This is a genomic window from Paenibacillus sp. JT22N1, from assembly GCF_059692155.1.
Window position 1 is genome coordinate 1 of the sequence record NZ_JCAUAW010000024.1, and the last position, 25589, is coordinate 25589.

27 protein-coding genes are annotated in these 25589 nt (G+C 44.3%); 2 read left to right on the forward strand and 25 right to left on the reverse strand.

Annotated elements, in window-relative coordinates; genetic code table 11:
- Nucleotides 1–272: 272 nt before the first annotated feature.
- The 15 genes from AC58UU_RS32725 to AC58UU_RS32795 form a co-directional block, all read right to left on the reverse strand.
- Nucleotides 273–1097: a carbohydrate ABC transporter permease gene (locus tag AC58UU_RS32725; protein WP_171644947.1), complete on the reverse strand. Its 825-nt coding sequence runs from the start codon at nucleotides 1095–1097 to the stop codon at nucleotides 273–275.
- Between the two features lie 22 nt (nucleotides 1098–1119).
- Nucleotides 1120–1995: a carbohydrate ABC transporter permease gene (locus tag AC58UU_RS32730; protein ID WP_497321725.1), complete on the reverse strand. Its 876-nt coding sequence runs from the start codon at nucleotides 1993–1995 to the stop codon at nucleotides 1120–1122.
- A gap of 72 nt (nucleotides 1996–2067) precedes the next feature.
- Nucleotides 2068–3390 carry an ABC transporter substrate-binding protein gene (locus AC58UU_RS32735; protein ID WP_497321726.1) on the reverse strand — a complete coding sequence of 441 codons (1323 nt, stop codon included), beginning with the start codon at nucleotides 3388–3390 and terminating at the stop codon, nucleotides 2068–2070.
- Between the two features lie 119 nt (nucleotides 3391–3509).
- Entirely contained in the window at nucleotides 3510–4970 is a 1461-nt protein-coding gene (locus AC58UU_RS32740) for a response regulator (RefSeq protein ID WP_497321727.1), read from the reverse strand.
- Entirely contained in the window at nucleotides 4942–6729 is a 1788-nt protein-coding gene (locus AC58UU_RS32745; protein ID WP_497321728.1) for a cache domain-containing sensor histidine kinase, read from the reverse strand. The genes AC58UU_RS32740 and AC58UU_RS32745 overlap by 29 nt, the downstream gene beginning before the upstream one ends.
- 110 nt (nucleotides 6730–6839) lie before the next feature.
- Nucleotides 6840–8024, reverse strand: a complete 1185-nt coding sequence (locus AC58UU_RS32750; RefSeq protein WP_497321729.1) for a M24 family metallopeptidase — start codon at nucleotides 8022–8024, stop codon at nucleotides 6840–6842.
- 62 nt (nucleotides 8025–8086) lie between these two features.
- Complete coding sequence (locus AC58UU_RS32755) at nucleotides 8087–8569, reverse strand: hypothetical protein (protein WP_497321730.1); 483 nt, start codon at nucleotides 8567–8569, stop codon at nucleotides 8087–8089.
- A gap of 17 nt (nucleotides 8570–8586) precedes the next feature.
- Entirely contained in the window at nucleotides 8587–9012 is a 426-nt protein-coding gene (locus tag AC58UU_RS32760; protein ID WP_497321731.1) for a hypothetical protein, read from the reverse strand.
- Entirely contained in the window at nucleotides 9009–9155 is a 147-nt protein-coding gene (locus tag AC58UU_RS32765; RefSeq protein ID WP_261304179.1) for a hypothetical protein, read from the reverse strand. The genes AC58UU_RS32760 and AC58UU_RS32765 overlap by 4 nt, the downstream gene beginning before the upstream one ends.
- Before the next feature lie 16 nt (nucleotides 9156–9171).
- A complete protein-coding gene (locus AC58UU_RS32770; protein WP_171644954.1) occupies nucleotides 9172–9321 on the reverse strand; it encodes a hypothetical protein in 150 nt (49 codons plus the stop codon).
- Nucleotides 9322–9336: 15 nt separating this feature from the next.
- Nucleotides 9337–10236: a hypothetical protein gene (locus AC58UU_RS32775; protein ID WP_497321732.1), complete on the reverse strand. Its 900-nt coding sequence runs from the start codon at nucleotides 10234–10236 to the stop codon at nucleotides 9337–9339.
- Nucleotides 10237–10249: 13 nt separating this feature from the next.
- A complete protein-coding gene (locus AC58UU_RS32780; RefSeq protein WP_497321733.1) occupies nucleotides 10250–11182 on the reverse strand; it encodes a hypothetical protein in 933 nt (310 codons plus the stop codon).
- Nucleotides 11183–11184: 2 nt separating this feature from the next.
- Nucleotides 11185–12702: an ATPase, T2SS/T4P/T4SS family gene (locus AC58UU_RS32785; RefSeq protein WP_497321734.1), complete on the reverse strand. Its 1518-nt coding sequence runs from the start codon at nucleotides 12700–12702 to the stop codon at nucleotides 11185–11187.
- Nucleotides 12703–12760: 58 nt separating this feature from the next.
- On the reverse strand, nucleotides 12761–13996 hold the full coding sequence (locus AC58UU_RS32790) for a CpaE/TadZ family protein (protein ID WP_497321735.1): 1236 nt from the start codon (nucleotides 13994–13996) through the stop codon (nucleotides 12761–12763).
- Between the two features lie 15 nt (nucleotides 13997–14011).
- Nucleotides 14012–14719 carry a CpaB family protein gene (locus AC58UU_RS32795; RefSeq protein ID WP_497321736.1) on the reverse strand — a complete coding sequence of 236 codons (708 nt, stop codon included), beginning with the start codon at nucleotides 14717–14719 and terminating at the stop codon, nucleotides 14012–14014.
- Nucleotides 14720–14947: 228 nt separating this feature from the next.
- Here AC58UU_RS32795 and AC58UU_RS32800 point away from each other — a divergent pair, with 228 nt between their 5' ends.
- Together AC58UU_RS32800 and AC58UU_RS32805 are read left to right on the forward strand one after the other, a co-directional pair.
- Nucleotides 14948–15544 carry a sensor domain-containing protein gene (locus AC58UU_RS32800; RefSeq protein ID WP_497321737.1) on the forward strand — a complete coding sequence of 199 codons (597 nt, stop codon included), beginning with the start codon at nucleotides 14948–14950 and terminating at the stop codon, nucleotides 15542–15544.
- A gap of 178 nt (nucleotides 15545–15722) precedes the next feature.
- Nucleotides 15723–17522, forward strand: a complete 1800-nt coding sequence (locus tag AC58UU_RS32805; protein WP_497321738.1) for a response regulator — start codon at nucleotides 15723–15725, stop codon at nucleotides 17520–17522.
- Between the two features lie 41 nt (nucleotides 17523–17563).
- On the opposite strand, the gene AC58UU_RS32810 is transcribed toward AC58UU_RS32805, so the two are convergent.
- From AC58UU_RS32810 to AC58UU_RS32855, 10 genes are all read right to left on the reverse strand, one after another.
- Entirely contained in the window at nucleotides 17564–18331 is a 768-nt protein-coding gene (locus AC58UU_RS32810) for a polysaccharide deacetylase family protein (protein WP_497321739.1), read from the reverse strand.
- The gene (locus AC58UU_RS32815; protein ID WP_497321740.1) at nucleotides 18328–18966 is read right to left on the reverse strand and encodes a YkoP family protein; all 639 of its coding nucleotides are present in this window, start codon (nucleotides 18964–18966) and stop codon (nucleotides 18328–18330) included. Before AC58UU_RS32815 ends, AC58UU_RS32810 begins: the two co-directional genes overlap by 4 nt.
- Before the next feature lie 74 nt (nucleotides 18967–19040).
- Entirely contained in the window at nucleotides 19041–19646 is a 606-nt protein-coding gene (locus tag AC58UU_RS32820) for a sensor domain-containing protein (RefSeq protein WP_497321741.1), read from the reverse strand.
- A gap of 634 nt (nucleotides 19647–20280) precedes the next feature.
- Complete coding sequence (locus tag AC58UU_RS32825; protein WP_497321742.1) at nucleotides 20281–21243, reverse strand: PfkB family carbohydrate kinase; 963 nt, start codon at nucleotides 21241–21243, stop codon at nucleotides 20281–20283.
- 7 nt (nucleotides 21244–21250) lie between these two features.
- Nucleotides 21251–21847 (reverse strand): TetR/AcrR family transcriptional regulator, encoded by a 597-nt coding sequence (locus tag AC58UU_RS32830; protein ID WP_497321743.1) that lies wholly within the window; start codon nucleotides 21845–21847, stop codon nucleotides 21251–21253.
- A gap of 27 nt (nucleotides 21848–21874) precedes the next feature.
- Entirely contained in the window at nucleotides 21875–23038 is a 1164-nt protein-coding gene (locus AC58UU_RS32835; RefSeq protein ID WP_497321744.1) for a YhgE/Pip domain-containing protein, read from the reverse strand.
- Nucleotides 23039–23503: 465 nt separating this feature from the next.
- The gene (locus AC58UU_RS32840) at nucleotides 23504–23779 is read right to left on the reverse strand and encodes an SRPBCC domain-containing protein (RefSeq protein WP_497321745.1); all 276 of its coding nucleotides are present in this window, start codon (nucleotides 23777–23779) and stop codon (nucleotides 23504–23506) included.
- Nucleotides 23715–23954, reverse strand: a complete 240-nt coding sequence (locus tag AC58UU_RS32845) for a hypothetical protein (RefSeq protein WP_497321746.1) — start codon at nucleotides 23952–23954, stop codon at nucleotides 23715–23717. The genes AC58UU_RS32840 and AC58UU_RS32845 overlap by 65 nt, the downstream gene beginning before the upstream one ends.
- An 8-nt stretch (nucleotides 23955–23962) precedes the next feature.
- Nucleotides 23963–24313: a zinc ribbon domain-containing protein gene (locus tag AC58UU_RS32850; protein ID WP_497321747.1), complete on the reverse strand. Its 351-nt coding sequence runs from the start codon at nucleotides 24311–24313 to the stop codon at nucleotides 23963–23965.
- Between the two features lie 101 nt (nucleotides 24314–24414).
- Nucleotides 24415–25512, reverse strand: a complete 1098-nt coding sequence (locus AC58UU_RS32855; RefSeq protein WP_497321748.1) for a GerAB/ArcD/ProY family transporter — start codon at nucleotides 25510–25512, stop codon at nucleotides 24415–24417.
- Between the last annotated feature and the right edge of the window lie 77 nt (nucleotides 25513–25589).

The following is a 25589-nucleotide window of genomic DNA, read 5'->3' on the forward strand; positions in this document are numbered from 1 at the left end:
CCTCATCATAACTTTCACGTTGGTTTCCCATGCCACACCTCGACCTTGAATTTATATCTATTATTATAAAGGCCGTCCCCTAGTGTGTGTCTACTGAAAAGTCTAACATCATTTCCTAACACATAGCGCCTACTCGTTCCGCCCAGCGCCATTTTTAGCGTATATTCATAAAATAGCGAATCCTCGTTCCCTTTCTGGCTGTAAAAGGTAGCATCACTTCCAACCTTTGAGTATATACCGCTCACCGCACCTGCATAAGCATCCTATCAACCTTAACCTTTTACCGCGGACCCCGTAATCCCTTGTATGATATATTTTTGTCCAATAAGAAATACAAGCAGCATGGGAACAATGCCAGCAGATGTAGCCGCCATCATCCCGTTATAGTCAATATTGAATTCTAGTATGAAATTCTGCATGCCCAGCGGGACAGTATACAGATCACGGTCAAGTAGGAAAACGAGGGCATTCTCATAGTCATTCCAGTGCCAGGAGAAATCAATAATCGCTAAGGTAGCCAATGCCGGTTTGGCCAGAGGCAGCATGAGCTGAAAGAAAATGCGGAAGTGACCAGCCCCGTCTACAAAAGCAGATTCAGTAATCTCCTGCGGGATCGACATAAAAAATTGTCTCATCAGAAATACCCCGAAAATGGTAAACAAACCAGGAAGAATAAGTGCCCAGTGCGTATTATAAATCCCTATTTTATCAAACAAAATAAATTTAGGAACAAATAACACTTGTGGTGGAACCATCATCATAGATAAGTAAAACATGAAGAGCAGGTTTCTTCCCTTAAACTCAATTCGCGAAAATCCATAAGCCGCTAAGGAGGACAAGAATGTAGCTCCAACCATGCAAATCAGAGCTATTTTCAACGAATTCATATAATAAATAAGAAAGCTTTCTTTGCCTGTCCACACTTTAAGATGATGTTCAAACGTCACCTTCTGAGGTATCCACTGGATCGGGTACTGGAACACTTCATTGGGTGTTTTAAAAGATGTGCTTATCATCCAAAGAAACGGCAAAATCATAAAAAGACCCAGTACCAGCATGGCAATCGTATATAGTAATTTCGTCGATTTTATCTCCATATGTCTCAACTCCGGTTTTTACTTAATAGTGAACCCATCGCTTCTGACCGACCCATTGAATCATCGTGATCAAGAAGATGATAGCGAATAAGACCCATGAGATTGCTGAAGCATAGCCCATTTCGTAGTAACGAAACGCATTGTGATAAATAAATAAGGATAAAATCGTTGTACTGCCGCCAGGTCCGCCTTGCGTAACAGCTTGAATCATGCCGAACGTCTTCATCGACGTAATTAAGCCCGTAATCATTAATAAAAATGTGGAGGGACTAACAAGAGGAAAGATGATTTTCCAAACCGTTGTCAATGAGCTTGCTCCATCGATTTTTGCGGCTTCCAGTTGTTCTTGCGGTATTTCTTGAAAGGCTGCCAAATAAATGATCATATTATAACCAAGAAGAAACCAAATCCAAATAATGTCTATGGCGTACATCGAAGAGGTCGTCGTAGACAGCCATCCTGGCGGATTATCAATGCCAATGGAACGAAGAAAGCTGTTAATAGGTCCCTGCGACGGCTGAAACAAAAGCATCCATACAAAAGCAACAGCTACACCGCTCGTAATGTAAGGCATGAAAAACATAGCCCGTAACAGACTCTTTACATACACACTGCGATTCAATACAAGGGCTACAAGAAAGGCCAATCCGATTGAAACAGGGACAGCAGCAAGAAATAAAGCTGTTTTCTTCAGCGAAACATAGAATACAGGGTCATGGAATAATCTATTGAAATTATCGAGGCCGATCCATTCGATATCCGGCGATGTGTATTTATAATTCGTAAACATAATCCCCAGCGAAAATATAGCAGGGATGACAAAGAATAAGATGACGCCTAGCATATTAGGTAAGATGAACAAATACCCTAATCTACGTTGTTTTTTTGCCCAGTTCATTCCATAAATCACTCCTTTTTTGAACAAAAAAGGGAGTTGCCTCTTTCTTGATGCATCCCCCCATCTTCCTTGCTATTTCTTATTTTTGGATAAGTAGTCGTTATGGCGCTTGACCGAATTCTTAAGGGTGTCATCTAAGGATTGTGCCTTCAAGAAATACTTTTCATATTCTTCTCTTCGCGCATCCACAACCTGTTGCGGAAGCGTTGCTGTATACGTAGGGAATTTGCCGAATACAACCTTTTTGAGCGAATCTACATCATATGTTTTTTCATTGTCTCCAAGGAGCAGTTTAATGGCTTCTTCCACATTCGAATCCTTAGAAGAAGGAATGCGACCACCGGTAGCAAGCGGCATCATTCCGCCATCTGCATACCATTTCAAAAACTTCCAAGCTTGCTCTTTATTCTTCGAGTTTGGATTAATGGAAATAACGTCGCCAAGTCCTCCCGGATATTTAAATGATGACTGTTCTTTCGTCACTTTAGGAACCGTGGCAAAAGCAATCTTGAAGTCGCGCGGGAAATCTTTCATGTTGTTTGAACTGCGGAATATAAACTCGCCCGCGCCCAGCATGGCTGTTTCGCCTTTTAAAAACATCGAATCGGTCGGCATTTTACTCGTCATTTGTTCGCCTAGAAGAGGCATTGATTTATCATTATGCATCATGTCGAACATAACTTCGTATGCCTTACGAACAGTCGGTTCGTCGAGGTTGGATGTCCCATCCGCTTTCGTGAATCCCGCTCCCGCACTGGCTCCATCAAAGAAGTTGGTGTAACCAGAAATATGTTCTGTAAAGCCCCAACGTGTGCCTTTTTTAAGCTTCGTCGCATATTGCTGCAAATCAGCCATCGTCCAATCTAACGTAGGAACGGCCAGCCCCGCTTCATCGAGTGCATTTTTGTTCAACCAAACGAAAGATACATTCTTTTTGGTTGGAAGACCGTAGTACTTATCTTTTACTTTCCAGTCCTTTGCATCGGTGCCCATTTTATCGTCAATATTGTAGTCTTTAAATTCAGTAAGATCGAGTGCAGTTCCGGCATCAACACGTTTCGATAAACCCGATAAGGTATAGTTCACATATAAATCAATACCTTGATTTGTCGTAAGAGCCGTATCTAGCTTCAGATTTCCGGCATCATCATTGACAAAACGCTCATATTTCACCTGAATATCGGGGTTCTTTGCGTTCCAATTATCAACAACCAACTGCGGACCGGCTTCAGCTGGTACGCCACCCCACATCGTAAGCGTGACTGCTTTCTTAGCTTCTGAAGAAGCAGCGGGATTGTTCTTAGCGGCATTCTCACCCGATGAACCGCAGCCTGCTGTAACTCCCAACACGATAGCCGCAGAGAGTAGACTTAGCGTTGTTTTCTTCATATTCATAACTTTGACCCTCCTGTATTTCATATCCTTACTGGTTACAAATCAACTATATCACCAGCTTTTTAGGGTTCGAAGGAACAATGTATTGTTCTTTTAGCACAAAAGTTTGATTTGATTCTTCATAACTTCGCATTTTGTTGTCTGAAAATACTCGGCGGCATGCCGACTTCTCTCCGAAATATGCGAGCGAAGTAATTCTCATTAGCAAAACCAACATTGGCCCCGATTTGAGCAACAGGTTGATCCGTGTGCAGCAGCAGGTGACAAGCCTTTTCAATGCGCAGCCCTATGATATATTCCGTTATGGTTTTACCGATTTTTTTCTTAAAAAGGACACTCAAATATTTATCATCCATCGTTGCAATACCAGCAAGCAAGGACAACGGCATCTCTTCTTCAAAATGCTGATTCATATAGGCAATGACTTTATTTATTTCAGAATGATCCGTAACCTCATAGTTCGTTGCCTTCCAATGTGCCATGTACATATCGATTCTCTGTTTAAAAAGAGTCCCCGCCTCCCTATGAGAAAGAGCCTCTAAAAAGGTATTTGGCGAGTCAAATGTAGTGAATGCGAGCTCTGCAAATTTGCGATCCAAACGCAGCATTATTTCTTTTACACGAAGCAAAGACAGTTCTACATCCCTCATCCACGACCAGATTTCCTGCCATGAAAGATCCAGTAATCCTTGGTTCATCTGCTCAAAAGCTTGGATTAAGTTCTTCTCCAGCGACCAAGGCAAGTTGGAATAAGCATTAGCCTTCAAGGTTTTGGACTGGTGGAAGAAAATGCCCGCTCTATCTGCATACCATAGTTCAGTCAATCGAGAAACCATGGTTTTCCAAACCGTGTGAATATCCTCATCCGACAACAGCTCTGAGATTAAAACAACGAAACCACTACGCTGCTCGGAGTCCCTTATTCTAATCTTTGTTTCCTCTGGAACAGCGCATAGGACCGTAGTCAGCCCCATCTTGGTAAAAAGATGCATCCTTGCATTCATTTCCGTATCGAATAAAGGCAGTTGCAGCAAATCTTGCTTATCGAAAATGGTTTGTCCATGCAAAACAAGGATAAGTAGATTGGGGTTAAAAGAATCCCGAATAAAAGCCGGGCTTTCAGTCGTCCGTACCTGATCGTTAGGTTCGTTATATAAAATCTCACAGTAATCGTCTATTTCTTGAGAAATAAGACGCAAGTTTCTTTCTAACTCCCGTTTTACCTTTGTCAGCGCTTCAGTCATTTTCTCCGGAGTCAAATAAAGCTTAAGCACATAACCCGATGCCCCTAGCTCCATCGCTTGTTGGATAAACTCAAACTCATTCATGACAGTGAGCATGACGAAGGCTGTTCCTAAATTCTCCCGGCGAACCTGCGCAAGAAGCTCTACACCATTCATAACAGGCATCATAATATCGCAAATAACTAAATCCGGCTGTTTATTCCTGATGAATTCCATGGCTTCTTGGCCATTTCCGCATTCCTCTATCACCTTGAAGCCATTTTCCTCCCAAGGCATTCCCTTTCGGATACTTCGTCTCACGAAGGCTTCATCTTCTACCAAGAGAACTGTCCACATGTAAGCTTTCTCCTTTCGAATAGGGTGGAGACAACAAGAACGGAATGCGAATGCGAACTAATGTCCCAATTGGGATGGATTCTATCGCCAAAGTTCCTTCTTTTCGAAACAGGAGCACGAGTCTCTCTTCGAGATTTTTCAAGGCAATGCCATTACCTTTACCGGATGTTGACCCTGTGTTACCTACTCCAACGCCATTATCCTCCACTTCTATAACAAGCTTATTTTCTTGTTTTTGAACTCTAATTTGGATGCTGCCTGACCTCTCGATATTCGCAAACCCATGATAGATACTATTCTCAATTAACGGCTGCAAACTCAACTTAGGAATAAGCGCATGGCGGAGCTCAGGGTCAAATGTGATATGAACATCGAATTCGCGGTCATAGCGAAGCTGCTGAATACGGATGTATCTCTGGGCAAGTTCAATCTCATGCTCCAGGTGAATTAAATCCACATCCAATCGCATTCCTGCTTCCAATAACTTGCCGAGCGACTCGCATACTTCAGGAATTTGATGATTACCGAGTTCAATGGCAAGCCATTTCACCGTATTTAACGTGTTTAGCAGAAAGTGCGGGTTCATCTGTGACAAAAGCATTTGGAAACGCATAGCCTCTTTGTGGCGTTCTTCCTCTTTTAACCGGTTAAGAAGACTCTCCACATCTCTGACCATCTTATTAAAAGCCTGAATAAAGGTTAGAATTTCACCCTTATAGCTTTCCTCAGGCAATTGAATCTTCAGATTTCGCTTCACGACATCTGACATTTTTCTCTGCAAAAGCTGCAGGGGTCTGGTGATGGTGGTCGAGATCAGAAAGGTCATGACAATAAAGAGAACGGCAATAATCAGCGTTGTCAAAAAGTAGGATTGCTGAAGCTGATTTACTTTATGAAACAGATACTTGGTCGGGATACTTTTAATCAGATACCAATTCAAGCTCGGAATTTTAGAATAACTAATGATATGGTCATTCTCGACCTTGCTTCCCGTCGGCTCCCAACCTAGCGTATTCAATGGATTTGGCAGCGCAAGAGCATTGGATGTGTTGCTGCGCCCATAGATTTCTCCTTCTGCGGAAGCCAATACATATAATTCATCATTCATCGGGCTTGGAATAGCGCTTCGAAGCCAGCTTTGATAGTCTACGCCAATTCTTACGACGGCATATACCCGATTATTTTCGTCTCGCAATCCTTTATACATGGTCAATAAAGAGGGTTGAATACCAAAAGCTGAGGTTAGCCCTCCTTCTTCTAGCTGCCATTTGGAAAGGGACTTTCCAAGGAAAGCATCCTGTATCACTGGCATTGTCGAAAGAGCAGCGTGGCTTAATATATGAGTAGGTCCATATGATGTGTAAACATGATCTTCCGCATCAAGAACGGTATAGTAGACGTAGGAATTAGCAATAAAAACACTATTATTAATGGCATTAAACTTCTCTTCGATTTTCTGTCTTTGTTGGAAGGAGGCATAAGAGCCCCCCGTTTCGGGGTTTTTCAAAATCGCAGTTACGAAAGAATCCTGTTCAATCAGGGTAAAGGTCTTCTCTGAAACACTTAATAAACTTCCAAGTGAGGATGTAATCGTTGTCATTTGTTCGAGATTTTGACTGCTAACTTGTTCTCTCATTAACGTCTCAAACTTTTGAACGTGCGTCATATTTAAGATGATGATGGGCAGCAGAATAACAAGTAGAAAAGCTAAGAACAGCTTGTACTTTAACGTTTGTGGTATGAAATGCCTCAATTCCATTGTCCATTGTCCCCTTATGATTTTCATATGGGTCAAGTATACTTGCTTGTTAATTAAAAACAAAGAGACTGGCATGAATTTCCGCCAGTCTCTCTTTTATGGAAAATTAGTTATACTCGGCGAATACCGTCCCTCGAAATTGTCAGCTTTTCATAACCATTTTCGGTAATCAAATACGTATCCTCAATACCAACCACCCCGCGACCAGGGAAGGTGAATTTGGGTTCGATCGCGATGACCATGCCAGGCGCCAGCGGGTATTTGAAGCCTTTGGCGAGAACGGGCAGTTCGTCGATTTCGAGCCCAATGCCATGACCAAGGAATTTCACTTGGTCGGCGCCGTACCCCATAAAATGGGCGCTTAGCCCCGCTTCCTGCACTTGATCCAGCGCGAGCAGATACAGATGCTCGGCGATAACGCCAGGCTGCAGCCTAGCTTCCGTGGCGCGGAGCACCTGCTCCGCCACGTCATAGGCCCGCTGCAGCTCAGGGTCTAGATCGCCGATCACGAGCGTGCGCGTCTGATCGATCAGATAGCCGTCGATCGAGCAGCCGATATCGACAAGAATCGGTTCGCCGCGCCCAATCAGCGCGCGGCCTGAGCTTTGCGGGCTGGACGGGTGAAGCCCCGTGCCCCCGGCCGGCCCGTCAAAATAGGTGGGCACCGCTGCCGCCGCGCCTGCCGCTACCATTCCGGTTATCAACTCGGAATTGTACGCGCGCATGCGCATCAGCCCTTGGTGCCCGCGCAGCCGGAGCTGATGCTCGATGAGCGCCATCAGCTCAAACTCCGCCATCCCCTCACGAATGTGGGGGATGACTGCTTCCAGCGCTGCGTCGACGACGTGCGCAGCCGCTCGAATCGCCGTGACTTCGTCCGGCGATTTGATCATCCGCTGCTCGCGCACGAGCAGCGAGCCGTCCTCCCAGGCCGCGCCGGGCAGCGCAGCCTGCAGCCTTACATACAGCTGGACGGGTAACACGTCCAGTTCAGTCCCGATCCGCAGCACTCCCGCAGCCGCGGATCCATCCGCGCAGCGCGCGCGAAGACGCTCACCCAGCGTCTTCAAAGACCCCAGCGCTTCCACGGCCGCTGACGCTTCCTCCTCCGCTCGGACCAAACTTCGGCGTACGAGGTAAAGCGCGTCTCCCTCCGCCGGAATAAACAAATACCCCGTCTGCATCGATCCGCAGTAGTAATATATATCGACGTTGTTCGTGACCAAGAAGCCGGACCAACCCCGCTTAATCATCTCACGCTGCAGCGCCTGCTGCCGTTGCTGGAAAATAGTCATATGTATCTCTCCTTATAACCCTGAATTCACACTTCACCCTCTCATTATACTTTCGTATGTGGTCAAAACACCATCTCCGCAGAAGACTTAATCGTCCAAGTTATCGGCTGCAAAACCGTATAAGTCCGCGGAAACTCCAACCGGATGAACATAATCACACCAGGCCGATCCAACGTTACTGAATATCCATTTCCCGCATTCACATACGTATAAGGAAATACCTCATTATCATTAATAATCTTAAATAATTCCACGACAACCCTGCTGCGCAAAAACGTATTCGGCAGCGGATCGTTCACCCCATTTAATCTTAAATTAGCTTGCAAATATTGCATAGCCACAGCTCTAGCCTTCGTCTCATCAATACTGTGAATACCGCTTGCCAGCTTTACTTGATCACTTTGCTGAGCCGCCGCATGCACCGAGTTATTCAATGCATGCTTCCCGTGAAAAAGCGTATGCATCGCCAATTCTTCATCCGTTTGCAGCCCATATAGCGACATAAAGACGACGCTCATCAAGACGATTAAAAGCAATTTATACAAGAAATCACCTCGGGCCCTTAAGGCACATACTCACTCATCTTCATGCCTGTTGCCCCCATACGATCTGATCCGGAAGGGACCGTGATTCCGACAAGCTGATCAATTACAAAAAGTCGATGATACGGATACGTCATTTTCAAACTCAATCCCGTTCCTCGCCAAACGGGCATTCCTGGATCCATTCCCCCGACCCCCGAAGTCGTATTTACCGTGTAAATGAGATCTCCTGGAATGAAGCCTCTTTCCGCCATCCGATCCCTAGAATCCTGGATCATGGTGCTATTAATATAACCGTGCCTGCCATTAGCACCGATTTCTAGCAAATAATCGACTTCTTTTTGCAAAACAGCCTGCCGAACAATAATGACATGCTTATAAACAGGAGCAAACATAAACCAACAAAGCAAAGTCGCAAATAGGATAAACACCAAAATCTGCTTCATGGGTTAATCCGCTCAATCGTCCCATTGATCCTTGCTCCGCTGTTGCTTACTTGCTTCCGAGTGCCTGTGCTGCCACCAACCACACCGTTATATATGACAATCACCACCATAATTAACATCACCGTAACGAGGATCGATCTCACAACAAATCTTCCATCACTACGGCCTTAATGCCGTAATATCCGTATTTGCCTGCGTTCCGTGCGTCGAAATATTCCGCCTCATCCCTGTCGACCCATCATTAATAATCGATGTAAAAAGAAATGCCACAACAATTAGCATCATAACTGTGATCAATATATTCCTCATAACTTCCCTCTTTCATTAGTTAATTGCATTAAATAATCGCTGGCCTTCAGCAATCCACGGGTACATGAATACCCGAAATGTGTTCAAAATCGGCAGTCCTGCTAATACAAACAAAAGATACGACACGGTTTCTTTTTTACTATCTCGAACCAGTTCCATTTTTTCTTTGTAGTCCTGAATTCTTTGCTTTAACAACTCATAATAGCTGCCATGCTCATTCAGCCTCAAAGCATTCAGCGTTTCCCCAAAGCTGTGTGCTTCGTCTGTCCCTAGTCTGATTTTAAAACGGTTAATAGCCTCTTCAGAGCCTTGATACCATTCATTCAACAGCAATTGAAAGTGAGACCGGATGGAGCGCGTTTGTGAAACACATAAGGATAGCTTGGCATGTAAATTCAACCCAGAATCGTTGTAATAGAGAAGATGATGACTAATCACGTAAATCTCTCGGACTATTCGATGTGCTCGTTTTTCCTTTAATTGAGCCAGTACTTCTTTGTCAAAAAACAAAAAAATGAGTAAGCAAGCAGTCCCCACCATGACATAAATCGGCTGCATATACAAAGCTAGCATCGGATACTTCAGAGCTAAATACCCAACAGCACAGAGCATAATTGCGCAACCCATCCCTATCCTTCTCGCACCTTCATAAAGGTTAGCATTCATCCAAATACCGCACCCCAGCAGCAGTTGACGCTTTTCCTCCACGATTTTCGCACTCATACCTAAGCATGAGAACATCCATGAAGGAAGTTTTGTTTCTTGCAGTGCTCTTTTGACATGTAGTGATCTCCATCTCTTCTTACGTGCAGGCATATGCATGAAAAAGTGATAAAAAACAGTCATGAAAAGAAGAAAGAGCAGCAAATTAGAAACCATCTGCAGCATAACTAGTTGTGTGCTTTCAATAATCACAGAAGCAAATCCCTCACATTCTTCGCATAGATAAGTACATGCCCATTAGAAACGAGACGAAAATGAGGAGAAGTGCATCAAGAATCATGTTTCGCCCGCCAGGGTCAACAATATAATACAAATAAGCGTTCTCCGTGTTTACCTTGAAATTAATAAATATGAATAAGGCAAGAAACAATATCGGCGTAAAATTAGCAATACGTATCTCCAAAAGTCGATTTCTTTCCAACTGATCGAATCGCTGCGCTTTCCGCATATCGACAATCAAATCCTTTAAGCTTTCACCGACAAAGCTCCCTTCCGTCAAAGCAACACGCATGACACCGACAAAATAATCGGCCCATGTATGGCCCAAAGTGAGTGAGAAAATGCGCAAGCTCTCCTCCGTATCCCTCTGCGTCATGAGATTACGATATAATTGCTCAAATACGGGCTTGATCGGATAAAGAATTCGATTCTCTTCTAAACAATATTTAAGAGCCATTTTCATATTTTTATTTGGATCCACCATATAGTACTGATAGAACACTTCAACGGCCGGAAGAAACTCCAATCGGGTTTGCAGTCTGACACTGACCAGCTTCAACCGAAGCAGCATATAAGGAAGTGAAACACAGATAGAAGTAACGATAATGACCCCTTTTAACGTCTGAAAATACAACGTTCCCGCCAACAATCCTACTAAAAACAAAACGAAACTAACTGTCATAATGCCACGCATGCTCATTTTGGATTCGACGGATTCCATCATTTCCTTTATATGCTTAAATAAAGAGCTCCTATTTCCCAAATATTCGCTGAATCTAGCGACGAACGTAGAGGTTTTGACATATTGCAGCCTATATCTGGCTTTGCGTTGTCGGATAAGTACGTGTAAAAGCGATTGAATAAGCACAAAAACTAGAACAAATAACAACAAAAGAAAGACATATTTGGCGAAAATCATGGCTACGACTCGCCTTCTTTCTCAATAAATCCGAGTTCCCTCAACAAAGCAAGGCCCTCATTGTCTACCTTGGCTATTCTCTTCGATGCATGATGCGACAATTTCCCGGGAAATGTCCATTCATCTGTCGACTTGTCATAAACTGCGAGATCCGTGACGCAAACCTCCTCATTTTCATAACGATATTCGACGATTCGCACAATCTTTCTTTTTCCATCAACTACAGCCATCTCCATACCGATTTGTGTCACAAACTCTGTAATCCGTTTCGTTAGACGCAGTGGATTCATCCCCCTGCCATCCAGCATACACATATCTGTAATCGCATCAGGCACATCCTCAAGTTCACTCACATGAACCGAAGTAATACTGCCCTCGTGACCCCGCGTGCAAGCTCTCACATAAAGGTTCGCGTCATCATCCCGAATTTCAGCATGACAAATGCGCTTTGGCGATTGCCTCAATGCCAATTTAAAAGCTTGCAGCCCAGAATGCCGCGGATCTTCCTCGTCAATTTCGTATTCGACGATATTTTTATGCGGAAAATCGCGCTTTAAATTCAACTCGAATCTCGATTCGATCGTAATAATTCGTTCATTATCGTCCATTTCGGCAATAATCGCTTTGATTAAATTCGTCTTTCCCGAGTTTGTCGGGCCAATAACCACCATATTGAAATAAGATCGGATCAAGATTAGAATCAGCTTCTCCATCCTTTTATCCATCGTGGCTAGTTCCACAGCAGCAAGGGACGCCAAATCAAACCGCTTAATCGTGTAAAAACGAATCGTTAATGTCGGTTCAGCCGTAAACCCAAACCCAGTCATCGTAACGCGAGATCCGTCCCGTAGAACAACCTCTGCCCATCGCTTCCTGGGATTCAAAGTATCATTGTTAAAAAGAACCAAATTCTGCTGAATCCTCTCTAATTCACGCACAGAAGGCAACGAATAGGCAGACGGCATTGCCATCCCACCGCGCACTTCAAAAATCTGTCTCCCCACAACCTGAATCTCTTCAAGTCCCTCCTTATGCTTAAGTACAAGTTCAAGAACGTTCAGCCCAATAATCTCTGCAAAAATGGCTTCCGGCAAAGTCGTATAACCACTCGTTCTCGGAGGCACATCTGAAAGTCTTCTTTTTGAAACCAGATCATGGATAATCGCAAGAAGCTTGCCTCGATCCTCCTCATAACCAAGAATCGCACGATTTAACGTCTCGTTATAAAGCTGCTTTTCGGCCTCAGTCCTGCCTTTCATCGAAACAAGTTCACTTCGAATATCCTGTACCCATTGGTTAAAAAGAACATCCCCCTGCATTTGCAGTTCAGGTCTTTCTCCACCGACAGCTCTTGGACTTCCCACGCCATCCTCGTCTTCTCCAACAGAGCCCTGACTCCGCCCGCCCTGATCTGCCCCAAAACCAGATCTCACCGAGCCATAATCTGATCCTCTTCTCTTTTCCAGCTCAGTACTTGAAGTCAAATCAACCACTGCGCCCTCGCTTTTACGTTCATGCATGTATGTAATGATTGAAAACCTTTCCTCACTCACTCCCCTCACCTCTTCCCAGCCTTATTTAAGTTGCAGCTCGTCTGCCTGTTATGATCTTCTGCAGCCATGTTACTTGTCGTAAACTCACCTTCCTTGGCAGCTTATAGTAATCAATGAATTTTCGAGAAACCGCCCTAACCTCCTCATGCATGGCGTGGGTCGGCACGAACATGTCCAACAGCTTGCCTTGATTGCAGCGAGAAAGCGCATCAGCATGCCGAGATACTTGACCAATCAGATGCAGCTGGGTTTCCTTGCGAATATCTTTAATCGTGAACTCGCTATGCTTGGCATGTCGATCCGTTTGAACAGCCATTAACTCAAAACCATCCGGCTGAAGACCAAAAACAGCGCCAACCTGCCTAATCCACCTCGAAAAATCCTCTTGAAAATGGGCGATATCCGCTGTCGTTACCACAATTTTGCTATCTGCTTCTAACAGTCCACAAACCGTCGCCGCATTGTCCCAATAAGCGCTCACTTCTATGATACATACATCAAAAGCGCCTCGTGCCACACGCAACAAATGAATAATCTCCGATGGTGTAAAAAACTCGGCCTGCTCTCGAAGCATATTCCCATACAGGATATGCAGCCCATGTGCCTCTTTCGGTTTATCGCATACCTGCTGCAGCCTTTCCGGTGTGAGACTTTGTGCCTTCAGCTCCGCTCTCAGACCATCCAACGTAAAAACATGCTCGTCTCGCCCTAAATAACGATGAAGTTTAGAGCTTTTTAGATTGAGACACAAATATCCGACTTTCATAGAGGTCTCTAAGGCTAACGCGTGTGCTACACCAAATGAAGCTAATGTCGTACCTATATTCGGTGTTGAGCCGATGAATGTAATTAACTTTCCTGACGATTGTTGATTCGCATGATCTACCCCAGAACCATCAACCCAAGCCCGAATATCATCTGCAATAACAGCGGTACTGCGTCCTGGCTGGACATAATCAAGCTTCATCAGCTTGCACATTTTCAAATATTTTTCATTAATGGAAGCATCGTGATAGTTCGAGAGCAGAACAATAATTTTTAATCCTACATACTGCTGTTGTAATTCCTCAAGGAACTCTTCAAAATCCCCAAAATCCATCTCCCGATCCGAAATGATCGTATGCGAGTAAGGCATCTCCGTTAATTTACGACGTAAATCATCAGCAGCCGAACAGATCATCCAGTTTAATGGCTTCGAATAAACCACATTCGTAATCTCATCAATTAATCGTTGATCCGATGATAGCAGTCCTATATGCAAATCCCATACCTCCTTTCATTCTCCTGCCAAAATAGAAGAGGAACTGAACGCGATGACCAACTTCGCTTTCTTCGAGCTGCATAATTGATCAATCTGAAGCCACTCACTCTCCGCTAAATTAAGGTTGATCTGGTCGATAGCACCGTTCGCTTCCAATCGGGAAGCATACATCTTTTCCTTATCCCCTTCCACCTTGGATAGCAGATTAGAACTCTTCGGATTGTCCACCTCCACATTCGCCGATGATTTCACAGAAGCAACCGTAATTTCCTTCTCATCAAAAAGCCTGCGCGAGCTGCCATCTGCACCAGATACATAAATACGGACCCGATCCCCGGCACGAATGCCATTGGAAACCGACAGCAAATATTCCTTGGGAATTTGAAAAGTAGCCTGCTGCTCATTAGGGAGCAAATGATAACGATTCACCTTCCATTTCAAAATAGGCTCCTGTTTACCAAGAGGTATCAAGGTCTCCTGCCCAACGACTTCCGTCAGCTTCGTCACCATGCCCTCTGTGTAACTGCCCTTCTGAACAGCTCTAAATTCCACCATATCCTCACGAATCAAGACACCGGCCCGAATAAAATCCTTCGGAACCGCAACCTGAACAGTCTGCTGCAGCTCGACCTGATTCACCTGCATGACATACACCCCATACACAAGCAACCCCGCCATAACCGCAGCAACCAAACTAATAAGCAGGCTTCTCCTGCGATTCAAAACCTCACCCCCTTTTTCTCGCTAAAACAAAAAAGAACGCAAACCCGGACATTCATCCGAAATTTGCGTTCTTCGCAAATAAAACATAGCATACGATCTTCCATTTTTCAACATATTTTTACAAAACCAAGCTTTACCCCTAATGTCATATGACATTTTGGCACTAGATTAATTGACACGGGAAGCAGTAGGATACGGCTATTACATTGAAGGGACGATGAATCCATCATGAAAAAGGAGATCATTAGCTTCATCCAAAATGGCTACTTCTTGCTGTTCACATTTGCTACAGGATTATTTTATTTTTGTTTTTATCTAGTTACCCTTACCTTAGGTTTAGGTCTTTCATTTACAGTGGTAGGCATTCCATTACTCACACAAGTACTGCGAACTACACCAACTTTCGTACAATACGAACGTATACAAACGAAGATTTATACCGATATCAGCACTCCGCCTTACGAACGGAAAATAAGACTAGAGGCGTCTTTCTGGGAGCAAGCCAAAGAGGAGCTTCAAGATCCCCGCAACTGGATCGCTATCTGTTGGTTGATGTTGAAATTTTTGATTGGACTTCTTTGTCTCCTAAGTGCAGCCATGCTCTATGTAACGCCTCTTTTGTTTATCCTAGCTCCGTTGCTCCTTCTTTTTTTTGACATACACATCATGGGTATAACGATAGGTACATTCACGAAATCTCTTCTTTTATCGGCCGTTGGAATTCTTCTTACTTTTGTGAGCGCTTGGTTAGCAAATGGGTTGGTACGATTGATCGGCGGTTACACACATCAAATGATCAAAATGTTAAACCGATCCCACGACTAGCCAAGGATAAACGACTCCGTCGTCCTTATGGGACGAGCGCGTTTGTCAAGGTAGATGCGAAGCAAAAGTATAAAACTTATACTTTCTTATCTACTGAGAAAAGTGTCGTTTGATAAAAATTTGTTCTATACTGGTTAGAAACAGCAAGAATCTGAAAGTTTAGTAGGGGATGATGGACTTGTTTGAAACGGTAAAACAGTGGTTCTGGTATGACTGGATTATGCTCATATTCCGGCTTATTGGTAGTAGTTCTCTCATGGTTACGACCGTACATTTGCATGCTGACATACCGCTGCCGCTGTGGGCTTTGATTTTTTGGCAGATTATTGCTTTTTCCGTTCCTTGGCTTTGTTTGTTGCTCAACTATAAGTATTATCTACTTACAGAAATCATTTTTTCGGGCGGACTAATCTTGTATTTAACTTCTTTGTTCCCGGAAGCTTATCTCGCATTTCTGACATATGCTTTTCTGATTGCAGTGAACAGCGCTCACCAATCCTATCGTTGTTCAGGGCCCGTCACGATCTTTCTCATACCTCTTTTCATAAATTTGCTTTCTCATCAAAACAATTATTGGATCATGATGAGCCACATCGGACTCGCTTATGCCATTGGGTTTGCCTTTCATTTACTGGTGGTCAATCATCGGCAAAGTGAGGTCATCCGTGAACAGAATACCGTTTTAGAACAGTATTTGTCCCAAATCGAACGCATCACGCTAGCTGAAGAACGCAATCGGCTCTCCAAGGATCTTCATGATACGGTTGGACATTCTTATACCTCTATTATCATGGGATTAGAAACATTGCGTCCGGAACTTTCTACAGAAGCTGGGGGACAGAAGCTCGATTCTTTGTTGCATTTAGCTCGCAAGGGCATAGACGAAGTCAGAGGATACTTGCATCAATTAGAGTCACCACAGGAGACGCTTCCGCTGCTTCAGTCGTTGCAACAATTAGGAGAAGAATTTCAAGCATATGCCAAAGTGAGCGTTCGCTTCCGAACTTTTGGTGAGGAGTACCCGTTACCCAAGCAAGCCAAAATGGCATTCTTTCGTTGCTTGCAGGAATCGTTAACTAACGCTGTGCGTCATGGACTGTCTACAGAAATTACCGTTTCACTGCAATTTGAGCAGCGGCATACTAGACTCGAAGTACAGGACAACGGTACAGGGATGGAGAAATGGCAGGATGGATTCGGCTTGAACGCGATGAAAGAGCGAGCCATGAATCTACAAGGGCAAGTCTCTGTTTATACAGAGCTTGGTGAAGGAACGCTCGTAACCTGCACATTGCCAAGGCAAGTGGAATTATCGGATGAGGTCATTCGCTTACTGATCGTCGATGACCAACCCTTCATCAGAGAAAGCCTTCGAACCATTCTGGAGGGACACAAGGATTTGCAAGTGGTGGGATTGGCCGAGGATGGCGAACAAGCCATTGAGTTATGCGAGCAGTGTCAGCCACAGTTGGTGCTCATGGATTTGGACTTGCCCCACATGGATGGGATTTCAGCATCAAAAAAAATAAAGCAAACATGGCCTCACATCCGAATTCTGATTCTGACCACGTTTCAAGATACCGAACAGGCCCTGGAAGTTCTGCGAAGCGGAGCAGACGGTTACTTATTGAAATCTATTGAACCGCGTGAGCTTGCTGAAAACATTCGTCTTGTCTATCGCGGTGGCACACTGATTGATCAGGAGATGTCGCATAAATTGTTTGAGAAGCTCGAAATGGACAAGAATGAAATCGAATTGTTGAAACCGAAAACAACCGAGAACTACGACCTGACTCCACGCGAAATTGAAATTTTACAGCTTGTATCCAAGGGTCTACGTTATAAAACCATCGCCTCGAAATTATACTTATCTGACGGTACAGTGAGGAATTATGCCTCAACGGCCTATATGAAATTGGGTGTTCGTAACCGGGAAGAAGCTATACAGAAGGCATTGGAAGCCGGATTTCTCAAATAAATCCTGGCTTTCTATCTTACCTTCTCATTCACTGAGCGAGCCTACATATGGACCTGACCAGGAGATTTGGTTCTCGGTACGACATCTCCAATCCCCCTCGCTTCCTTACCCAGCAGCTCATCCGTTCGCAGACATTTCAAACCCTTCATTTGAATTTCTTCCAAAACTTCCTTCAGAACTGCTATCATGTGCCGCGGTGCTTCTTCATCTGCTCCAAGTGTATCGCCGCTATCGTGTAGAACGACGATGGAACCAGGCTTAATCCTTTTCAACAAGGCACGCTTCATTTTTTCAGCGCTGACCGATAGTTTCCAATCTCCTACAATGACCGACCACAGTGCGATCCGATAAGACTTTCTCATCAAAAGGAGATCGCCTAGATTGAGAAGCCCCCAGGGCGGGCGGTAAAAGATAGGCCGCTCTCCTGTGATTCGCTCGACAATGTCAGCTGTGCGATCTGCTTGCTCCCGTTTACTCGTCCATGGGGACAAAATCCAGTTGGAAGTGTGCGTATAGTTATGAATGCCGATTTGGTGCCCCTCCCGGTACATGAGCTGAATCAACTCCGGATATTTTTCGGCCTTGCTGCCCAGTACGAAGAAGGTGGCCTTTACTTCATGCTCTTTTAACAAGTCCAGCAATTTAGGCGTATAGCAAGGGTCAGGACCATCATCGAAAGTAAAGGCAATTCCCTTCGCCACTTTTCCTTTTGAGTGAACGCCCCACCTACATATTCGGGTAAGAATAAAGGGAACTATCATATAGAGAATCATCACATCTATGGATAAATTAATTAGCTTTTGTATCATGAGACCGCCTCTTTCTTCCTTTGACCCTGCAGATCCTGATTACCATCAAGAGATGATGGTTTCGAATCCTTTTTCCGTACCGTAAAACGTTCCTTCAGAGACTGTTTGCTTATCACTATCATTATGGGAGATAACTTCTCGATGCTGTGCCCGACTCGCTGTTTCCCTTCCGGATGCAGCATAGTAAGAAGAAAGCGAAGATACATCGCATAAAATCGTTGCTGCCATTTTGACTCAATGGGATGCTGTTCAAACCCTATTCCGTGAATGATCCCCCGGTGAAGCAGCGTGATCCCGGTTAAGGCCTGGACTTTCACCAGTTCCGGATTGCTATCCAGCTCCTGACTTATTTGTTTGATTGCAATGCGGAACTGGCGTGCAGTACTCAACCCGGCTCGATCTGCACCGACCGTACGTGTAAGCCTCAGTACTTGCCGATTATCCAGATGAAGTTCGCCCACCCAATCTCCGGCAAGTATCCGACGCCCGTCTTGACAGGTAATACTATTTCCGCGATGCTGCCTGACCACCAATTTACATATGCCATATACCCACACAGACTCGCTTCGAAATCTGTTTAAGAAGTCAAACACGTGCTCCCACATCATCCAGAGGGACTGTGAGGATGTTTTCATAAGTGACACTGTCATAATCTTCCCCTACTCTCATTTGATATGCACATTCCTTTAATGCTAGACTACAGCTGGTTTTATTTTCCAGATAAACCTTCAACCATACGATGCGTATGGCTCCCGATCATCCTTACCAAGCCATTACCCAAATACGGACCGAACCATATAAGGATTACACCTGCAAGCATGACGTAGAGTGAGTCGCCAAACGTTCTGATTTCCATCCCTAAGAATGAAAAATAATCTAACAGATTCAAGACGGACAAGAAGGGCGCTAACAGGAGAGTAAGCGGTGTCACATAGAAAAGAGCAGCGCAAATCACACTGACAAGTTCGATAACGAATCTCAACATCAGCACGAATATCGCTTTCCAATTACGCGTATCGGATAATTCAGCTTTAACCTGATCCCATAAGCTTCCTTCCGTTCTTGTTCGGCTTGGACCAGGGCCAATGTAGATATCTGTGTAGGCTTCGGTTTGAATCCGTTCGTGCTGCACAAACGCACCAGTGGAACGCAAAACATAATGGAGGATCGGAAGCCCTACTAAAGTGAACGCCATCGAGACCCCCAATGTAATACCCACCAAATAAAAGCAAAAGTAAAACAACCCTGTCACAAAAGTAAGCAACAAAAAACAGACGTTTCTCAAGTCTTTCCGGATTCTTTGATTCATGTCCATCTGTTCCTCTCTTTTTAGAAATCCCTTACAACTCTTATGCTAGTTCTTGTGATGTAAAATCGGCTAGTGCCATAATGTCATATGACAGATATTCTCGATAAACGTTGTCGGTTAAGGTCATTCCACACTAAAAACACCCTATCGTCTAATTCCGGGAAGGAATGTAGATGTTAGGGTGCCTTTACCTCAATGTAAACAAAAAGAACGCAACCTCCGGACTACATCCGAAATTTGCGTTCTTCGCAAAATATACCTAATTCACTGTGGGCTACGACCTGCACCATAATGTTTGTGCCTTGGCCCTCTGTAGAATCACTATCCCTTTCACTCAGAATTGCACATACGTCAGGAATCTATTTCATCTCGTTAACTTTAGGTTAATTGGATGAAACTTTTCTTGCATTTATTTCTGAGCTATGGGGATAGTGGGCATAGACTTGGTTTCCATGAATCGATCGCTCTGCATTGATAGCTCTTAAAGCTCGGTCTCACAACACTATCCCTTTCACTCAGAATTGCATATACATCAGGAATCTATTTCATCCCGTTTAACTTTCGGTTAATTGGTTGAAGCTTTTCTTGCATTTATTACTGAGCTGTGGGGATAGTGGGTATAGGCTTGGCTTCTCACAAGCTAGCCTTGCACTTCCGCTAGCGTAGGGAGCGCAGGAATCGCCCCCCTGCGCGTCGTCGTAATTGCGCCTACGCGGTTGGCGAAGGCGAATACCTGCTCAGCGGCTCCTGTTTCAGCGAGCACGTCGACGATGGTTGCTGGCGTAGCGCCAAGCGATACCAGCTGAAAAAGCATTCCGCCGACAAAACTATCACCGGCGCCAGTCGTATCCACGGCTGCCACAGGCTGGCCGGGGATAACGACATCCTGCCGTGCGGTCACGACACGGCAGCCCCCAGGGCCTAAAGTGATGATAATCACTTTAGGTCCGCGCTGCAGCAGCTGCTGCGCCCCTGTGGTCGCGTCCACGCCGAGGAGGAATTCGACTTCCTCCTCGCTGACTTTGACCACATCCGCAAGCGGAAGCTGCGCAAGAATTTCTGCCCGAGCTGCGTCAGCGCTAGGCCACAATGCCAGGCGAACATTGGGGTCGTACGACACCAATGCACCAAATTCTCTCGCTCGGCGCGCTGCGTCCAGCGTCGCGGTGCGGCAAGGCTCGGCGATCAGTGATACCGAGCCGAAATGATAGACCGCGGCGTCTTCCAGCCACTGCGCCTGGACTTCGTCTGCGCGCAGCAGCATGTCCGCCGCCGGGTCGCGGAAAAACAAGAAATCGCGCTCACCATCCGCGCGCAGTGAAACAAACGCAAGACCGGTCTTCGCCTCATCGGTCTGCACAACTGCCGTATGCACGCCGACTTCGTCTAGCGTGCGCACCAAAAAATCGCCGAATGGGTCACGGCCGATTTTACCGATAAACCTTGCGTCGCCGCCCAACTTGGCGACCGCTGCAGCGACATTGGCCGGCGCTCCGCCCGCCGCCCGCTGGAAGTTCGTAACGTCTGCCAATGCTTGCCCGTTCACCTCCGGTACGAAATCAATCAAAAGCTCACCCAAACATACGATACACGTTTTACTCATTGTTCCATCAATCCCCTTTACGTTGATATCCTAATGCGTTCATCACATAAGTTGTTGTTTGCGCAATTATTGTCTGCGTATCCGGTCGCTCCTCCGTAAATAAAAGCTCAAAAAACTCCCTCTGCTTATAAAAAAAGATGGAGCCCAGTACAAACATAAGCGTGCTATCCAAAGATTCAAAATGAAAAATCCCGTCCTGCCTGCCTTTCTCTAGCAAATCCCTTACCTTTTTCCATAATGGATACACGAGCTCTCTCATTTTCTCCACACGTGGGGTGATCGTAATAATTTCCATTTGCATAATTGTAATCATTTGTGGATCAACACTTCTGATCTCTATGACACCCTGAATAATCGTCCGGATACCTACAGTGGGATCTTCAATGGCAAAAAAATCAATTAACTTGTTCTTCGGAAAAAACTGATTAAATATCTCATAGAAAACGCTCTCTTTTCCACCAAAATAATAGGAAACCAGAGCCACATTGGCCCCGGCCTCCTCACATATTTGACGAACACTTGTCGCATCGTAACCATTCTTCGCAAAAAGCTTTTTCGCTGCCAAAAGAATTTTCATTTTCATATCTAATTCTGGTTCAGCCATTTTATCAACGCCCTCCTCGTACTTGAGCTAAGCGGTCTGTGGACGTTGTTCCATAGCAGGCACTGCTTTTGCCTTTTTCGCAGACACAACCAAAATATCAATGACTAGTGCAACTGCGGCAATAAGAAACAAGAAACTGACTTCCTTGGCAACACCTGGTCCACCAAACAAGATATTCATTAACCCATTCACTGCATAGGTAGCTGGGAAAGCATTACTGATTGTATGATAAAAATGCGATAAAAGCTCCCTTGGCACAATAGCGCCAGAAGACACCAATTGCAAGGACAACATCGCGATGTTAAATAGCATACCTGCGTTCCCAAACAATGTCAAAAACATTTGAGCGACGAGCGCAAAGGTGAGTAAGAATAAGGTTTCGAACGCCCAAAGGGATAAAAAGCCTTTCTCCACATGCCCGCCCAAGGCAACGACCATTGTTGCACTGATCAGTCCCACAACAACGACCGCAATGACAGTCACAGCGATTCTTGCAGTCATTTTACCCAATTTATTAACAGATACACCGAGTATATTCGTAGATACATTAAAGTTCATTCCCATGATCATCGTACCCACAATAGAAGCAAGCACGAGCATCATAGGAAGCATCTGATTCGGCATATCCTTTACTTTATTGGTGCTTTGAATGTCCGAGGTCACCTTAGTTGCGAGTCCTTGAGCTATTTGCCCTGCTTGCTCGGCTGGCAGCTTCGGATTCATCTGTGTAAGGACTGCTGATGTCCCAGCTGCTACTGCCTCTTTGTTAACAGACGCCGTAACATTCCCAGCTACCGCTTGCATCACAGACTTCGTCATTGAAGGATTAGACTCATTAATTGTATATGTAATGGGTACCGTCTGTCCTGGTGTTTGAAGCTGTTTAGAGAAATCAGCCGAGATGTGCATAACCATCTGAACTTGTCTATCATTTAACAGATTTTGTGCTTGTTCATTAGTAGACACTAACTCCGTTTGAAACGGAAGATTGCCCTGCAGGTTTTGAACAATTTTGCTCCCCAAACCTTGATCTTCATTGACGATCGCGATCTTTAATTGGCTCGTATTATCGGTTACTCCCTTATAACCCGTCATCCAAATCAAACTAAACAACAACTGAAACGTAATGGCTGTGATAATCCCGACCTTCGTCGTTGCTTGTTTTAGAAATGCACCTAGTGCTTGGTTCATTTTAACCACTCCTCTTCGTTAAACGATCGTTTAAATTAAACGTTTGTTTAAATTATAGAATGGAGCTGAAAAGCTGTCAATACGTCTTTTTAACATGCTAGATTACAACCAAGTAATATCCCTCCTACAAACATTAAAACCACAGAAATTCATGACAATAAAATACCTCGAAAACGAACAATGCGACATGAAAATCCCTCGAATGTGTACAAAAAAAACCTTGAATTAACAAGGTTCTTTAGTAGGTATTTTCATGTCGTTAAACTATAAAAGGAGATGCAAGGCACGCTTAAGAAGGTCAAAGCTTATATACAGGATCACCTTTCTCATAAGATAGCGCTTAGTGATGTGGCGCAGAGCCTCCATCTATCGGAACGACAGCTATCACGTCTGATTTCTGATGAATTGGGACAGTCCTTCCCTTCCATCGTCAAAACGGAGAGGATCAAAAGAGCCGCTTATTTACTAGGCTACACGGACATCCCACGTGAAACCCGTGTTCGTGATCGTGACGAATGTTTCGTTATCTGCTTGTGTGGTGAATGTCCACTCAACCAAGGTACCCCAATCAAGTAGAATTCGCTTGTTTACTTCGATTTCTTTGACCACAACCTCTGCGGATGCTCCGTACATGGCCCAATCCCAATGAACGCGAGTTCCAGCCTCTAATCTTCCACTACATTGGGTAAACCAGGAATTTTGAAGTAATCTCAGGGTTGATAAAAGTTTCAAATACCTCATGAACAGGTTTTCTAATCAGCATTTCTACTTTGACAACAGGATTTTGGATATGCTCAGCCATCTCAATTCCTCCATTTAACTTACCTATTTCTAAAACATCATAGCATAGGTTGAGGATCAACAAAAAAGCAGTTCTCACAGAAGCATTCTCTGCGATAACTGCTTTCTCCTTCATCCTACTACTCAAACAAAATGATGTCCACATGACGAACAGAACTTGGTGTCAGCTACAACCACTTTGCCGCATACGCATTCTTTTTCATTCCGAACCTCTGTAATCTTCTGTTCAATTTCGCTGATCTCTTGGTTGATTTGAGCTATGCCTTGGCAATAGTCCTTAACATTGGCTTCTACCTGTGTATAGTCTCCAGAAAGATACGAAGTATAGACCGATTCCCCAATTAATTTATAGATTTTATCAATTTCTCTTTCTTTCAATGATATTTGAGTTTTGAATTTCGTAATCTCAACGGTTTGTTGCGCTTTCTTCGCTGCCTCTGATGCCCCTTGCTTGACTTTATCAAAAAAAGACATGCCCTTCCACTCTCCGGCCCTTAATATATTCGCTTCCTAACGAATCATATGCGAAAATGTCGTAAAATAATACCGTTCAAGCCACAAATGGACAATTAGTTTCAATTTACTTGAGCCCCTCTTCTCTTCATCCACCCCAGAATGAGTAGGATTAATGGAAGCAGCATACCAAATATAAGGATATAAAAGGGCCACACTTGAAAAGCGATCATATCAGCAGGATAGTTAGGGAAAATATCCTTCGCACTGGTGAGCGCGATGAATGACAACGGGATGAGTAGTGACTTTGCGTTCTTTAACTGAAAGATCCCAGCCAGCCCATGTGAAACGACGTGTAGAAGTAATGTCAAGCGAAAAAAAATGGTAATATACCATAACATAGCAAACAATTGCTCAAATCGTTCATAGATATCGGCGAAGTTCACTGTACGCAATACGAAATAACTGGGATAAGTTAAATTGGCTGTCACACCCTCACTAAGTGTCCCAATCACCAAAAAAGTAATGACTAAGAAGGTTATTCCACTCATCATGGTACTTTTCACCATAATACTCTTCCATTTAGTTAGATTTTGAACATGAGGAGCAAAAAACAAAAAAAGCACACCCTCTAAATAAGGGAACGCTAGAAGCAGCAGAGAACCGTGAATAACAGGCTTAAACCCATATTCAAGCATGGGAAGTATATTTTCCATTTTAAACACAGGCAGTAAACCCGAATATCCAATGATAACTAGAAACAAATAGGAAAAAAACAAGAGCTCTGCTACTCTCCCCACAACTGTGACTCCAGCTCTAACAACACAAATTACCGCGATGATCATTAATAAATAGATCGTCTCATAGGGTGTTTCAGGGATAATGGACGTCGTTAGAAATGCGCCCAAATCATTCAATACCAAAGTGAAGGTCAGAAATGGGAAGCACATTAAGAAGAAAAAGAGTGAAATTTTCGCAGGAAATCTGCCTATTAGGTAAGTAAGATGTACAATAACGTCATGGCCTTTCATTTGAGACGCTAACTTGATATAGACAGGACTGAAGGAAAGAAATAATCCGATTGCAACTACAACTGAAATCCAAGCATCCTGTTTGGATATGCCAGCCAAAGCAGCTGGTAGAATTAGCAAGGCGCTTCCCAATTGATAAAGTGTAAACCACATGGTTGCTTGCCGAGTCGAAATGAGCTGCTTGGTCATTTGTAAACCCCTTTCCTTATGAGAGAATTCCTGTAACATAATTGCTGACTGGACGAAACACATTCTCAATGATCGAC

Bases quoted from the DNA above. Each gene is read 5' to 3' on its own strand.
- AC58UU_RS32730 (WP_497321725.1), bottom strand. From the start codon at position 1,995: ATGAACTGGGCAAAAAAACAACGTAGATTAGGGTATTTGTTCATCTTA.
- AC58UU_RS32780 (WP_497321733.1), bottom strand. From the start codon at position 11,182: ATGATTTTCGCCAAATATGTCTTTCTTTTGTTGTTATTTGTTCTAGTT.
- AC58UU_RS32855 (WP_497321748.1), bottom strand. From the start codon at position 25,512: ATGACCAAGCAGCTCATTTCGACTCGGCAAGCAACCATGTGGTTTACA.
- AC58UU_RS32835 (WP_497321744.1), bottom strand. From the start codon at position 23,038: ATGAACCAAGCACTAGGTGCATTTCTAAAACAAGCAACGACGAAGGTC.
- AC58UU_RS32830 (WP_497321743.1), bottom strand. From the start codon at position 21,847: ATGGCTGAACCAGAATTAGATATGAAAATGAAAATTCTTTTGGCAGCG.
- AC58UU_RS32750 (WP_497321729.1), bottom strand. From the start codon at position 8,024: ATGACTATTTTCCAGCAACGGCAGCAGGCGCTGCAGCGTGAGATGATT.
- AC58UU_RS32740 (WP_497321727.1), bottom strand. From the start codon at position 4,970: ATGTGGACAGTTCTCTTGGTAGAAGATGAAGCCTTCGTGAGACGAAGT.
- AC58UU_RS32735 (WP_497321726.1), bottom strand. From the start codon at position 3,390: ATGAATATGAAGAAAACAACGCTAAGTCTACTCTCTGCGGCTATCGTG.
- AC58UU_RS32820 (WP_497321741.1), bottom strand. From the start codon at position 19,646: ATGGACATGAATCAAAGAATCCGGAAAGACTTGAGAAACGTCTGTTTT.
- AC58UU_RS32845 (WP_497321746.1), bottom strand. From the start codon at position 23,954: ATGAAGGAGAAAGCAGTTATCGCAGAGAATGCTTCTGTGAGAACTGCT.
- AC58UU_RS32825 (WP_497321742.1), bottom strand. From the start codon at position 21,243: ATGAGTAAAACGTGTATCGTATGTTTGGGTGAGCTTTTGATTGATTTC.
- AC58UU_RS32745 (WP_497321728.1), bottom strand. From the start codon at position 6,729: ATGGAATTGAGGCATTTCATACCACAAACGTTAAAGTACAAGCTGTTC.
- AC58UU_RS32725 (WP_171644947.1), bottom strand. From the start codon at position 1,097: ATGGAGATAAAATCGACGAAATTACTATATACGATTGCCATGCTGGTA.
- AC58UU_RS32770 (WP_171644954.1), bottom strand. From the start codon at position 9,321: ATGAGGAATATATTGATCACAGTTATGATGCTAATTGTTGTGGCATTT.
- AC58UU_RS32760 (WP_497321731.1), bottom strand. From the start codon at position 9,012: ATGAAGCAGATTTTGGTGTTTATCCTATTTGCGACTTTGCTTTGTTGG.
- AC58UU_RS32800 (WP_497321737.1), top strand. From the start codon at position 14,948: ATGAAAAAGGAGATCATTAGCTTCATCCAAAATGGCTACTTCTTGCTG.
- AC58UU_RS32785 (WP_497321734.1), bottom strand. From the start codon at position 12,702: ATGCATGAACGTAAAAGCGAGGGCGCAGTGGTTGATTTGACTTCAAGT.
- AC58UU_RS32815 (WP_497321740.1), bottom strand. From the start codon at position 18,966: ATGAAAACATCCTCACAGTCCCTCTGGATGATGTGGGAGCACGTGTTT.
- AC58UU_RS32850 (WP_497321747.1), bottom strand. From the start codon at position 24,313: ATGTCTTTTTTTGATAAAGTCAAGCAAGGGGCATCAGAGGCAGCGAAG.
- AC58UU_RS32840 (WP_497321745.1), bottom strand. From the start codon at position 23,779: ATGAGGTATTTGAAACTTTTATCAACCCTGAGATTACTTCAAAATTCC.
- AC58UU_RS32810 (WP_497321739.1), bottom strand. From the start codon at position 18,331: ATGATACAAAAGCTAATTAATTTATCCATAGATGTGATGATTCTCTAT.